The 12,274-nt window shown below is 72.4% G+C and carries 13 protein-coding genes; 5 read left to right on the forward strand and 8 right to left on the reverse strand.

What is annotated here, in order from left to right; translation table 11 throughout:
• Window positions 1–45 precede the first annotated feature (45 nt).
• Window positions 46–1,296 carry an FAD-binding protein gene (locus ABEB17_RS04225; protein WP_345715330.1) on the forward strand — a complete coding sequence of 417 codons (1,251 nt, stop codon included), beginning with the start codon at window positions 46–48 and terminating at the stop codon, window positions 1,294–1,296.
• An 18-nt stretch (window positions 1,297–1,314) separates the two neighbouring features.
• Here the strand turns inward: ABEB17_RS04225 and ABEB17_RS04230 are convergent, their stop codons facing one another.
• Window positions 1,315–1,815, reverse strand: coding sequence for a QcrA and Rieske domain-containing protein (locus ABEB17_RS04230; RefSeq protein ID WP_345715331.1), 501 nt, complete (start codon window positions 1,813–1,815; stop codon window positions 1,315–1,317).
• Window positions 1,816–1,904: 89 nt separating this feature from the next.
• On the reverse strand, window positions 1,905–3,506 hold the full coding sequence (locus ABEB17_RS04235) for a methyltransferase domain-containing protein (RefSeq protein ID WP_345715332.1): 1,602 nt from the start codon (window positions 3,504–3,506) through the stop codon (window positions 1,905–1,907).
• 223 nt (window positions 3,507–3,729) lie between these two features.
• Between ABEB17_RS04235 and ABEB17_RS04240 the strand changes: the two genes are divergently transcribed.
• The gene (locus tag ABEB17_RS04240) at window positions 3,730–4,179 is read left to right on the forward strand and encodes a YdeI/OmpD-associated family protein (protein WP_345715333.1); all 450 of its coding nucleotides are present in this window, start codon (window positions 3,730–3,732) and stop codon (window positions 4,177–4,179) included.
• Here ABEB17_RS04240 and ABEB17_RS04245 read toward each other — a convergent pair.
• The 4 genes from ABEB17_RS04245 to ABEB17_RS04260 all read right to left on the reverse strand — a co-directional run bounded on the left by ABEB17_RS04245 (window position 4,176) and on the right by ABEB17_RS04260 (window position 7,761).
• Window positions 4,176–4,400 carry a hypothetical protein gene (locus ABEB17_RS04245; protein ID WP_345715334.1) on the reverse strand — a complete coding sequence of 75 codons (225 nt, stop codon included), beginning with the start codon at window positions 4,398–4,400 and terminating at the stop codon, window positions 4,176–4,178. The genes ABEB17_RS04240 and ABEB17_RS04245 overlap by 4 nt on opposite strands.
• A gap of 79 nt (window positions 4,401–4,479) precedes the next feature.
• Window positions 4,480–5,991, reverse strand: coding sequence for an IMP dehydrogenase (gene guaB, locus ABEB17_RS04250; protein ID WP_345715335.1), 1,512 nt, complete (start codon window positions 5,989–5,991; stop codon window positions 4,480–4,482).
• Between the two features lie 58 nt (window positions 5,992–6,049).
• Window positions 6,050–6,664, reverse strand: coding sequence for a response regulator (locus ABEB17_RS04255; protein ID WP_345715336.1), 615 nt, complete (start codon window positions 6,662–6,664; stop codon window positions 6,050–6,052).
• A gap of 143 nt (window positions 6,665–6,807) precedes the next feature.
• A complete protein-coding gene (locus tag ABEB17_RS04260; protein WP_345715337.1) occupies window positions 6,808–7,761 on the reverse strand; it encodes a MerR family transcriptional regulator in 954 nt (317 codons plus the stop codon).
• 289 nt (window positions 7,762–8,050) lie between these two features.
• Between ABEB17_RS04260 and ABEB17_RS04265 the strand changes: the two genes are divergently transcribed.
• Window positions 8,051–8,353, forward strand: coding sequence for a WhiB family transcriptional regulator (locus ABEB17_RS04265; RefSeq protein ID WP_345715338.1), 303 nt, complete (start codon window positions 8,051–8,053; stop codon window positions 8,351–8,353).
• Window positions 8,354–8,444: 91 nt separating this feature from the next.
• Here ABEB17_RS04265 and groL read toward each other — a convergent pair whose 3' ends face one another.
• Together groL and groES are read right to left on the reverse strand one after the other, a co-directional pair.
• Window positions 8,445–10,067, reverse strand: coding sequence for a chaperonin GroEL (gene groL, locus ABEB17_RS04270; protein WP_345715339.1), 1,623 nt, complete (start codon window positions 10,065–10,067; stop codon window positions 8,445–8,447).
• Between the two features lie 112 nt (window positions 10,068–10,179).
• The gene (groES, locus tag ABEB17_RS04275) at window positions 10,180–10,476 is read right to left on the reverse strand and encodes a co-chaperone GroES (RefSeq protein ID WP_345715340.1); all 297 of its coding nucleotides are present in this window, start codon (window positions 10,474–10,476) and stop codon (window positions 10,180–10,182) included.
• Between the two features lie 327 nt (window positions 10,477–10,803).
• On the opposite strand from groES, the gene ABEB17_RS04280 reads away from it, so the two are divergent.
• Together ABEB17_RS04280 and ABEB17_RS04285 are read left to right on the forward strand one after the other, a co-directional pair.
• Window positions 10,804–11,025: a biotin/lipoyl-binding carrier protein gene (locus ABEB17_RS04280; RefSeq protein ID WP_345715341.1), complete on the forward strand. Its 222-nt coding sequence runs from the start codon at window positions 10,804–10,806 to the stop codon at window positions 11,023–11,025.
• 5 nt (window positions 11,026–11,030) lie between these two features.
• Window positions 11,031–12,236 (forward strand): class I SAM-dependent methyltransferase, encoded by a 1,206-nt coding sequence (locus ABEB17_RS04285; RefSeq protein ID WP_345715342.1) that lies wholly within the window; start codon window positions 11,031–11,033, stop codon window positions 12,234–12,236.
• Window positions 12,237–12,274: the final 38 nt, after the last annotated feature.

Consider the following 12,274-nt stretch of genomic DNA (forward strand, 5'->3'; position numbering starts at 1 on the left):
CTACCGGTCACCCACGGACGGTCCACTCGCCCCTACGCTGACGACGTGGGCCAACTGAACTGGGCAGCGAACGTCGACTACGGCACCGACCGCGTGCTGCGCCCGACCAGCGTCGGCGAGCTGCAGGAAGCGGTGCGGCACAGCCGAAAGCTGCGCCTGGTCGGCTCCCGGCACTCCTTCAGCACGCTGGTCAGCACGCCCGACACCCTGCTCTCGCTCGCTGACCTGCCGGTCAGTGTCGAGGTGAGCGCGGACGGCCGGACGGCCACCGTGCCTGGCGCCGCCACCTTCGGCGCGGTCACCGCTGCCCTGAACGAGCACGGCGTCGCGCTGCCGGCACTGGCCTCGCTGCCGCACATCTCGGTGGCCGGGGCCGTGGCGACCGGGACGCACGGCTCGGGTGACGCCGCGCAGCCGCTCGCCGGTTCCGTCGCCGCGGTCGAGCTCGTGCAGGCGGACGGCGAGCTGGTGACGGTGCGCCGCGGCGACCCGGACTTCCACGCCTGCGTGGTGAGCCTCGGTGCGGTCGGCGCGGTCGTCCGACTCACCTTCGATGTCGTCCCGGCCTACGACGTCCGCCAGGACGTGTACGACGAGGTGCATGTCGGCCCGTACGGAGACGACCTGCTGGACGCGCTGGGCTCGGCCTACAGCGTGAGCCTGTTCAGCACGTTCGGCTCCGACCGCTTCGCCATGGCCTGGCTCAAGCGCCGGGCCGAGGACGGCGGGTTCGAGGCCCCCGCACCGCACTGGCGCGACGGCGTGCTGGCGGACGGCGCGCGGCACCCCGTGCCGGGGCAGCCCCCGATGGGCACCACGCGGCAGAGCACCGCGGGGCCCTGGCACGAGCGACTGCCGCACTTCCGGCTGGACGTGCCGCCGAGCAGCCGCGGGGCCGAGCTTCAGTCCGAGCTGCTCGTGCCACGCCAGCACGCCCCCGCGGCGTGGCGCGCCCTGCTCGAGGTTCGCGACCTCATCGCCCCGCTGCTGCAGATCTCCGAGGTCCGCAGCATGGCCGGGGACGACCACTGGCTCAGCCCGGCGTACGGCCGGGACACCGTGGGCTTCCACTTCACCTGGGTGCCCGACCAGCCGGCGGTCGAACGGGCGCTGGCCGTCATCGAGCCGCTGATGGCGGAGTTCGACGCGCGACCGCACTGGGGCAAGGTGTTCGTCACCGACCCGCGCGAGGTGGGGCGACACTACCCGCGGCTGGGCGACTTCGCCGCCGTCGTCCGGCGGCGCGACCCGCTGGGCCTGTTCCGCAACGCCTTCGTGGACCGGCTGATCGGCTGACCGGCTGATCGGCAGCACTCAGGCCGGGACGACGGCGCCGCCCTCGACCTTCACCGGGAACGCCGCCAACGGCTTGGGGGCCGGACCGGAGATGTTCTTGCCGGTCAGGTCGTACGACGACTGGTGGCACGGGCAGTCCAGCTGCTTGTCCCCCGGTGCCACGGTGCAGCCCATGTGCGTGCACTTCGCGTTCAACCCGACCACCTCACCGGCGGTGGGCTGGGTCAGCAGGATCTTGGTGCCGTCCGCGGCCTGCGCCGAGACCGCGCCGCCGACGGGGATGTCCGCGACCTGGGCGAGCGGCGCCGCGGTCGGGTCGGACCCGCCGTCCGAGCTCGACGAGCTCGAGCTGCTGGACGAGGCACCGGCCGAGGGCGCCGCGTCGTCGCCGGACCCGCAGGCCGCGACGACCGTGGTCGCCGCGATGGCCAGCCCGGCGCCGAGCACCGGTCGGCGCGGGAGGACGGGCCCGGACCGCTCGGCCTCGGCGAGCGGGTGGCCAGGATGCTTCGAGGTCATGTCTGCTCGTCTCGTCGGTGGGGCCGCGGTCGGCCCCGTCCCCCAGTGGCACGGGACCCAGCCCCAACCGGTTCAACGAGACGTTTCGGTCATCCGTGGCGAACGGCCCGCAGCACCGCGTCGTGCAGGGTGACCTCGCGTCCGTCGGGGTCGCTCGCCTGCCGGGGGCGGGCCTCGGCGACCACGACGTCCCACTGCCCGGGGTCCAGGGTCTCGGCGACCTCCTCGGCCGGGTAGAACATCCCCGGCACGTGGTGGCGCGGCATGGTCGTCGCCAGGTCGAGGATGTGGTGCCCGACGATGAGTAGCGTCCCGCCGGGCGCGACGGCCTGGGCGAGCTGGGCGAACAGCGCGACCCGGTCCTCCCGCGGCAGGTGCATGAAGTGCGCCGTCACCAGGTCGAAGCGCTGGTCCGCCGCCGTCCAGCGCGTCAGGTCCGTGTGCGTCCAGGTGATCCGCTCCGCGACAGCGGGGCCGGCCGCCTCGGCGTGGCCCGCCGCGCGGGCCAGCGCCACCGTCGAGAAGTCGGCGCCGGTGACCCGCCAGCCCCGCTCGGCCAGCCAGATCGAGTCGGCGCCCTCTCCGCAGCCGACCTCGAGCGCGGACCCGGGCTCAAGGTCGGCGACCTCGGCGACGAGCTGCGCGTTGGGTCGCCCGCTCCAGACGGAGTCGGCAGAACGGTAGCGGTCCTCCCACGACGCCTCGTCGAACTCCATCGCGCCGTGCTGGTGCTGGCCGCCCGCGGCCACGGCGGCGGCGGTCTCCTCCATGATGAGGTCGGCGTTCAGCGCCGCCCCGGCGTTGAACCCGGCGGCGGCCGAGCCGATCACGGTGGCCCGGGGGTCCGTGACGTTGCCGGCCACGTAGACCCCAGGGACCGACGTCGCCCCCATGGGGTCCGCGGGCACGAGCGTGCCGATCAGGACGTCGCCCATGTGCACCTGCGCCGGCTCGATGCCCAGCGACGAGAGCGCTGCGGACCGGGCGTGCACGCGGGCGCCCACCACCAGCGCGTCCAACGCCACGACGTCACCCGAGGCGAGTCGCGCACCGGTGAGCCGGTCGTCGTCCACCACGAGCTCGGCGACCTCGCCGTCCACCACGCGGATGCCGCGGGCGGCCAGCTGCGCCAGCGCCTCGTCGTCCGGGCCGGACGTGGTGTGCGAGAACAGGGTCACGTCTGCGGACCACTGCCGGAACAGCAGAGCCTGGTGCACCGCGAGCGCACTGGTCGCCAGGACGCCGATGGCCTGGTCGCGCACCTCCCACCCGTGGCAGTAGGGGCAGTGCAGGACGTCGCGCCCCCACCGCTGAGCCAGGCCCGGCACGTCCGGGAGCTCGTCCACCAGGCCCGTGGTCACCAGCAGGCGCCGGGCGTGCACGGACCGGCCGTCGGCGAGCGTCACCGCGAAGGCCGTGCCGCCGTGCACCGCGACGGTCTGCGCCGAGACCACCTCGCCGTCGACGACCTCGCCGCCGTAGGACGCCACCTCGGCGCGGCCGATCTCGAGCAGCTCGAGCGGGCTCGTTCCCTCGCGGCCGAGGTAGTTGTGCACGTGCCCGGCCGGCGCGTTGCGCGGCGACCCGGCGTCCACCACCAGCACGGACCGGCGGGACCGGGCCAGCGCCAGCGCCCCACTCAGCCCGGCCGCGCCACCTCCCACGATCACCACGTCGTACGTCGAGTTCATCGTCGATCTCCTCAGCTCGCCGCGCCGGCCGGACGACGGCGCTGCCCTGAGCGTGCGCCTCCTGACCCGCATCGGGCAACTTCCCTTGCCAACCCAGCAACTCCCCCGCCCTCACCCCCGCAGATGTCCCGACATGCGGGGCTATCCCGCCCACCTGAGCCCGAATGTCGGGACATCTGCGGGAAGGCCGGGCGCGGGGTCCGCCGGGTGGCAGGATCGGCGCATGAGCTTTCGCGCGACGCTCCAGCTGCACGGCAGGACGGCCACCGGGATCGAGGTGCCGGACGCGGAGGTCGAGGCGCTCGGGTCCGGACGTCAGCCCGCGGTCGAGGTGACCCTGAACGGCTACTCGTACCGCTCGACCGTGGCGGTTCGAGGCGGCGTCTACCTGATCCCGGTGAGCGCCGAGGTCCGCGCTGCCGCAGGGGTTTCGGCCGGTGACGAGGTGGACGTCACCCTCGTCCTCGACACGGCGCCGCGCACCGTGGAGGTGCCCGAGGACCTGGCCGCCGCCCTGGCCGACGAGCCGGCCGCGCGGGCGTTCTTCGACGGGCTCTCGCCCAGCAAGCAGAAGTGGTTCACGACGAGCGTGACCGGGGCGAAGCAGGAGCAGACGCGCCGACGGCGGGTCGAGACCGCCGTCCAGCTGCTGCGCGAGGGCCGCAGCCGCTAGCCCTGGTCGGGCTGATCGGCGCCGGGTTGACCGACGTCGGGCGACCCACCCCGGCCGTCGGTGCGCAGGCTGGTGTCCAGGTCGTCGTCCAGGCTGTCCACCTCACCCGAGGGGTCGACCTGCGGCTCCCCCTCGACCGGGGACACGCCACGGCTGTCCAGGTTGCCGGCGGTGTGGTCGCTGGGCTCGGCGGCGCGCGGGCTCTCGTCCTGTTCGCTCATGCCGTCCAACGTGTCACGGACGCCGGGCGCCGCAACTCGGGAGGACCGCTCGGACCGACCGGATCCCAGCAGTCCCGGCTCAGCGACGGTTGTAGTTCGGCGCCTCGACGGTCATCTGGATGTCGTGCGGGTGCGACTCCTTCAGGCCGGCCGCGGTGATCCGGACGAAGCGGCCGTTGGACTGCAGCTCGGGGATCGTGCGCGCGCCGCAGTACCACATGGACTGCCTCAGGCCCCCGACGAGCTGGTACGCGACGCCGGACAACGGCCCGCGGAACGGGACCTGGCCCTCGACGCCCTCGGGGATCAGCTGGTCGTCGGCGGACACGTCCGCCTGGAAGTAGCGGTCCTTGCTGAACGAGCGCGACTGGCCGCGCGACTGCATGGCGCCCAGCGAGCCCATGCCGCGGTAGGTCTTGAACTGCTTGCCGTTGATGAAGACCAGCTCACCGGGGCTCTCCTCCACGCCGGCCAGCAGCGAGCCGAGCATCACGGTGTCGGCACCGGCCACGATGGCCTTGGCGATGTCGCCGGAGTACTGCAGCCCGCCGTCACCCATCAGCGGGACGCCGGCCGGCTTGGTGGCGAGCGACGCCTCGTAGATCGCGGTCACCTGGGGGACGCCGACCCCGGCCACCACGCGGGTGGTGCAGATCGAGCCCGGACCGACCCCGACCCGGACGCCGTCCGCCCCGGCGTCCACCAGGGCCTGCGCGGCCTCGCGGGTGGCCACGCTGCCGCCCATCACGTCGATCCCGGCCGCGGCCGGGTCCTTCTTGAGCTGGGCGACCATGTCGAGCACCCCACGCGAGTGCCCGTGCGCGGTGTCGACCACGATCAGGTCGACCCCGGCGTCCACCAGAGTCATCGCGCGCTTCCACGCGTCGCCGTGGAAGCCGACGGCGGCGGCGACCCGCAGGCGACCGGCGTCGTCCTTGGTCGCGTTCGGGTACTTCTCGGACTTGGCGAAGTCCTTGACGGTGATCAGGCCACGCAGCCGGCCGGAGTCGTCGACCAGCGGCAGCTTCTCGACCTTGTGCTTGCCGAGCAGCGCCATCGCGTCGTCGCCGCTGATCCCGACGTGCCCGGTGACGAGCGGCATCGGGGTCATCACGTCCCGGACGAGCCGGCCCTGGTCGGACTCGAAGCGCAGGTCGCGGTTGGTCACGATGCCGAGCAGCTGCCCGTCGTCGTCCACCACGGGCAGGCCGGAGACGCGGTAGCGCGCGCAGAGCGCGTCGACCTCGCCGAGCGTGGCCTGCGGGCCGGTGGTGACCGGGTGGCTGACCATGCCGGCCTCGGATCGCTTGACCAGGTCCACCTGGCTCGCCTGGTCCTCGATCGAGAGGTTGCGGTGCAGCACGCCGAGGCCGCCCTGGCGGGCCATCGAGATGGCCATCCGGGACTCGGTGACCGTGTCCATCGGCGACGAGACCAGCGGCATGGACACGCTGATCCGCTTGGTCACCCGGGACGTGGTGTCCGCCTCGGAGGGGATGACGTCACTCTCGTAGGGCAGCAGCAGCACGTCGTCGAAGGTCAGGCCCAGGGCGGCGAACTTGTCCGGGACGGCGTTGCCTTCGTGGCTCATGCGGGCCTCTCTCGCGCGCGGGGATCGATGTCCCAGCGTACCTGCGCGGGAGGGGAGGTCAGTGCACCAGACCCCAGCGGAAGCCGACCGCGACGGCCTGGGCGCGGTCGGCCGCACCCATCTTGCGGAACAGCCGGCGCGCGTGCGTCTTGACGGTGTCCTCGGACAGGTACAGCTCGCGCCCGATCTCGGCGTTGGAGCGCCCCCGGCTCATGCCGGTGAGCACCTGCATCTCGCGCTCGGTCAGCGTCGGCTGCGGGACCGCACCGGCCAGGCCGGTCGCGGGGTCGGCGTGCCGGCGGCCGGCGACGTCGGTCAGGGACTGGACGACGGTCGCGGCGAGCTCCTCGCGGGTGGCGTCCTTGACGACGTACCCGCGAGCGCCGGCGGCGATGGCGCGAGCGACGCCGTCGACGTCCTCCGCCACGGTCATCATGAGCACGCACGCCTCGGGGTGCAGCGCGATCAACCGGCGGGTGGCCTCGGTGCCGCCGATGCCGGGCATCCGGACGTCCATGAGCACCAGGGATGGGCGCTCGACCGGCCAACGGGCGAGCACCTCCTCGCCACTGGAGGCGGCGAGCACGCGGGTCACGCCGGGGATCGTCGCCACGGATCGGCGCAGCGTCTCCCGCGCGAGCGGCGAGTCATCGCAGACGAGCACAGTCGCCATGCGCGGTGTCCTCCAGGTCCGGTCCTGCCGTCCACCCCCGTGGGCGGTCGGCGGCACGGCCTGAGCTCGACCGTGTCCGGATGCTTCATCGGCACGAACCGCACCGGACCTGAGCACTAGCCCGATCGGGTGCTACCCGGCGGTCACAGGATCGAGGCGATGATCTCCTCGACCGTGTCGGTGAGGGACTCGACCGAGGTCACGTACGGCGGCACGTCCCGTCCCCAGCCCGGGCCACCGACGAGCACCCGGGGGGCCGGACGCACCCGGGCGAGCTCTGCGAGGACGTCGGTGGACTGCACGGGCATCGAGGCGTACAGCATCACGACGGCGGGACCGCTGCGCCGTACGGCGGCGAGCAGCGCGTCATCCGGCACCCGCATGCCGAGCTGGCGGACCAGCACGCCACGCTCGGCCAGCGCGGCGGACACGGCGTGCAGCGGCAGGCTGTGCTGCTCGTCCGTGGGACAGGCCAGCACGACCTGGGCGGTGTTGCGCGGACGCTCGAGGGTCACGGTGGTGGCGTTGAGCACGCTGGTCAGGCACTCGCTGAACAGGTGCTCGACCTCGACGCCCTCGCCGGTGGAGGCGAACCGCTCACCGAGGCCGATGAGCACGGGTGAGACGAGCGACTCCCACGTCGCCACGACGCCCTCGGTGCGGATCTGGCGCCGCAGCACCTCGGTGATCCCGTGCGCGTCGAGGGTCATGGACGCGCGGGCCAGCCCGCGCGCCGCGGCCGAGGCCTCGCGCAGCGGGACCACCCGCCCGCCGCCGGCGCGGGCGACGCGCTCGCCGACGACGTCCAGCTCGGTGACGCCGCTCTCCTCCGTCGGGTCACCGCTGAGTGCGTACTCGGCCGCCTGGGCGGGCGAGAGGCCCTCGTGGGTGAGCCGGCGCATGACCACCAGCCGGGCCAGGTCGGTCGAGTTGTAGCGCCGGTGCGAGCCGGCGGTGTGGTCGGTGGGCCCGAGGCCGTATCGGCGCGCCCAGGTGCGCAGAGTCGCCGGAGCGACGCCGAGCCGTTTGGCGACGGCCGCCACGGTCAAGGTCGACGACTCGGGCAGCCCCGTGTCCTGAGTCCGACGCTCGATCACGTCACACAGTCTCGACGGTGCGGGCTGTGCTCGCCACTCGGTCTCCAGATCGGCTGCCAGGTGCGGCTGGCGCGGGGTGACCGCTCGCCGCCCGCCGACGACCGCTGGGCGATGGACGGTGAGAGCGCGAGAAAGATCCTTAGACAGCCTCTTGAACTATGTCTGGCGCGGTTGTACGTTGATCTTGCGAATCGCTTCAAGGGTGGTTCAACCAGTGGAGAATTGATCATGCATCGCCTCGCTCGAGCCATGGGCGGGACCACGTTCGACGCAGTGGAAGGCCTTTCAGATGGCTGAGATCTCACGACTTCCCGGACCGGTAGCGGATCTGTGGGAGTGGCAGTACCAGGGCGCGTGCCGTCGGGTCGACTCGTCGGTGTTCTTCCACCCCGAGGGCGAGCGTGGCCCGACCCGCCGCCGCCGCGACGACGCCGCCAAGGCGGTCTGCTCCACCTGCCCGGTCATCGACGCCTGTCGTCAGCACGCGCTCACCGTTCGTGAGCCGTACGGCGTGTGGGGCGCGATGACGGAGGACGAGCGCGAGGCGGTCTACGCGCGGACCAAGGCGGACGGGCTGGCCACCGCCAGCTGAGGCCCGCGAGACAGCGAAGCGGCCCGCCCCCTGCTGGGGGCGGGCCGCTTCGTCGTGCTGGGTGGTGCTGGGTGGTGCTGGGTCTCAGACCTCAGTGGCCGTGACCGTGCCCGTGGCCGGTAGCGGACGGCTCGGACTCCTGCTCCTTCTTCTCCACCACGAGGGTGTCGGTGGTGAGCACCATGGAGGCGATGGACGCCGCGTTGCGCAGCGCCGAGCGGGTGACCTTGACCGGGTCGATGACGCCCTGGGCCATCAGGTCGCCGTACTCGCCGGTCGCGGCGTTCAGGCCGTGCCCGGCACCGAGGCCGCGGACCTTCTCGACCACGACGTAGCCCTCGAGGCCCGCGTTCTCCGCGATCCAGCGCAGCGGCTCGGCGGCCGCCTTGCGGACGATCGCCACACCGGTGGCCTCGTCGCCGGACAGGTCGAGACCGTCGTCCAGCACGGAGACGGCCTGCAGCAGGGCGGACCCGCCACCGCTGACGATGCCCTCCTCGATGGCCGCGCGGGTCGCCGAGACGGCGTCCTCGATGCGGTGCTTCTTCTCCTTGAGCTCGACCTCGGTGTGCGCGCCGACCTTGATCACGCAGACACCGCCGGAGAGCTTGGCGAGCCGCTCCTGGAGCTTCTCGCGGTCCCAGTCGCTGTCGGTGCGCTCGATCTCGCCCTTGATCTGGTTCATCCGGCCGCTGACCTCGGACGCGTCGCCCGAGCCCTCGATGATCGTCGTGTCGTCCTTCGTGACCACGATGCGGCGGGCGTGGCCGAGCTGCTCCAGGCCGACCTGGTCCAGCTTGAGGCCGAGCTCCTCGGAGATGACCTCCGCGCCGGTCAGCACGGCGATGTCGCCGAGCATGGCCTTGCGGCGGTCGCCGAAGCCGGGGGCCTTGACCGCGACGGCGTTGAACGTGCCGCGGATCTTGTTCACGATGACCGTGGACAGGGCCTCGCCCTCGATGTCCTCAGCCACGATGAACAGCGGCTTGCCGGTCTGCAGGACCTTCTCGAGCAGGGGCAGCAGGTCCTGGACCGCGGAGATCTTGGACTGGTGGATCAGGATGTAGGCGTCCTCGAGGACGGCCTCCATGCGCTCCGCGTCCGTGATGAAGTACGGCGACAGGTAGCCCTTGTCGAACTGCATGCCCTCGGTGAAGTCGAGCTCCATCGTGGTGGTCGAGGACTCCTCGACCGTGATCACGCCGTCCTTGCCGACCTTGTCGAACGCGTCGGCGATGAGCGCACCGACCGTGGCGTCCTGGGCCGAGATGGTCGCGACGTGGGCGATGTCGTCCTTGCCGTCGATGTCACGGGCGGCCTTGAGCAGCGCGTCGCTGACCGCGTCCACGGCCTTGTCGATGCCGCGCTTGAGGCTGGACGGCGCGGCGCCGGCGGCCACGTTGCGCAGGCCCTCCTTGACCATGGCCTGGGCCAGGACGGTCGCGGTCGTCGTGCCGTCACCGGCGACGTCGTTGGTCTTGGTCGCGACCTCCTTGGCGAGCTGGGCGCCGAGGTTCTCGTACGGGTCGTCGAGCTCGACCTCGCGGGCGATGGTCACGCCGTCGTTGGTGATGGTGGGAGCGCCCCACGCCTTGCTGATGACCACGTTGCGGCCCTTCGGGCCGAGGGTCACCTTGACGGCGTTGGCGAGCGCGTCGACGCCGCGCTCGAGCGACTTGCGCGCGTCGTCGTTGAACTCGAGGGTCTTGGCCATGTGAAGTCAGGTGCCTTTCGCAGAAGGGTTGCAGTACGCGACCGCCCCGGAAGGCACCGGAAGGCCGGGCCCGCCGGGGCGGTTGCTGTGCGGGCTCAGTCGCCCGCGGGTGTCACTTCTCGACGATCGCGAGGACGTCGCGCGCGGAGAGGATGAGGTACTCCTCGCCCGCGTACTTGACCTCGGTGCCGCCGTACTTGCTGTAGATGACCTTGTCGCCGACCTTGACGTCGAGCGGGACCCGGTTGCCGTTGTCGTCGATGCGGCCCGGGCCGATGGCCTTGACCTCGCCCTCCTGGGGCTTCTCCTTGGCGGTGTCCGGGATGACCAGGCCGGAAGCCGTGGTCGTCTCGGCCTCAACGGCCTGGACCACGATCCGGTCCTCGAGCGGCTTGATGCTGACCGACACTTGCTGACCTCCCCCTTCGGGAATGTCGCTGATGAACGAATGGTCTGATGGAGGCCGTCGCACCGCCGTCGCGGGGGTCGGAGCGGGGCTTCCGGTTGGCACACTCGGGGTGAGAGTGCCAACGCTGAATCTATGCCGACGGTTAGCACTCGGTCAACCCGAGTGCCAAACCTCGCCCCCACCCCGCGGTGATCATGCACCTTCGCCCCAACCAGCGGGGCGAACGTGCATGATCACCGCGTTCGCCCCGGGCCGGGGCGCAGTGACAGGATGAGGCGCACTGAGGCGCTCAGCCGCCGACCAGCCGCCGACCCACCCGGAGGATCGATGACCCAGCGCGTCGAAGCCGAGCTCGTGGCCAACGTGATCAAGGTGCTCGTGGCGCCCGGTGACACGGTGGCCGTCGGCGACATGGTCGTGCTGCTCGAGTCGATGAAGATGGAGATCCCGGTCGAGGTCGAGTGGGCCGGCACCATCGCCGAGGTGGGCGTCAGCGAGGGCGACGTGGTCAGCGAGGGCGACCTGATCGTCGTGGTCGACGACAAGTGACCCCGGTGGACCTCACCGGAATGCGTTCCCTGCTCACCCCGGACGGGTGGGCGCTGCTCGAGTCGCTCCCCCCGTACGACGAGAAGCTGGCCATCCCGCTCGGCGAACGGCTGCGCTCCGAGGGCCACGATGCCGCCACCGTCGCCGCGGCCCTGACCCAGTCGCGGCTGCGCGCGAGGGCGCACGACAAGCTCGGCCCCTTCGCCGACGCCATGCTCTTCACCCCCGACGGCCTGGAGCAGGCCACCCGGCTCGCCGTCGCCGCCCACCACGCGCGCCGGTACGTCGGCGCCGGGGTGCAGCGCGTCGCCGACCTCGGCTGCGGACTGGGCTCGGACGCGATGGCCTTCGCCGGGCTGGACCGCGCCGTCCTGGCGATCGACGCCGACGAGCTCACCGCGGCCTTCGCGACGGTCAACCTGCGGCACTGGGCGGACGTCGAGGTGCGCTGCCACGACGTCCTCACCCTCGACCTCGAAAGCATGCTCGAACCCCGCGACGGGGTGTGGCTCGACCCGGCCCGGCGGACGTCGTCCAAGGGTGGCGGCTCGCGGCGCACCTTCGACCCGGAGGCGTTCTCCCCGCCGTACTCGTTCGTGCTGGACGTCGCGCGCCGGTTCCCGGCGACGGGCGCCAAGCTGGCACCCGGCATCGCCCACCGCCTGCTGCCGGACGACGCGGAGGCGCAGTGGGTGTCCGTGCACGGGGACGTCGTCGAGTGCGCCGTGTGGTTCGGGCCGCTGGCGCGCGAGGGGGTCCGGCGCAGCGCCCTGGTGCTGGACGCGCGGGGTTCGGCGCACGAGGTGCTCGCGGACGACCAGGCCGACCGAGCTCCGGTCGGCGCGGTCGGCACGTTCCTGCACGAGCCGGACGGCGCGGTGATCCGGGCCGGTCTGGTCGGTGAGGTCGCGGCGCAGCTCGGCTCGCGGGTGTTCGACCCGACCATCGCGTACCTGACCTCCGACCAGCCGGTCGTGTCCCCCCTCGTGCACTCGTACGCGGTCGAGGAGGTGCTGCCGTTCCACCTCAAGGCGCTGCGGGCCCTGCTCCGCGACCGTGGCGTCGGCACGCTGACCATCAAGAAGCGCGGCAGCGCCGTCGACCCCGTGCAGCTGCGTCGCCAGCTCCGGCTGACCGGCGACGGCGAGGCCACCATCGCGCTCACCCGCGTCGGCGGCCGCCCCAGCGTGCTGCTCCTGCGCCCCCTCTGAGCGCGCCCGCGGATTGTCGCGGGGGCACCCCGCGACGA

The organism is Angustibacter luteus, assembly GCF_039541115.1.
GTDB lineage: Bacteria > Actinomycetota > Actinomycetes > Actinomycetales > Angustibacteraceae > Angustibacter > Angustibacter luteus.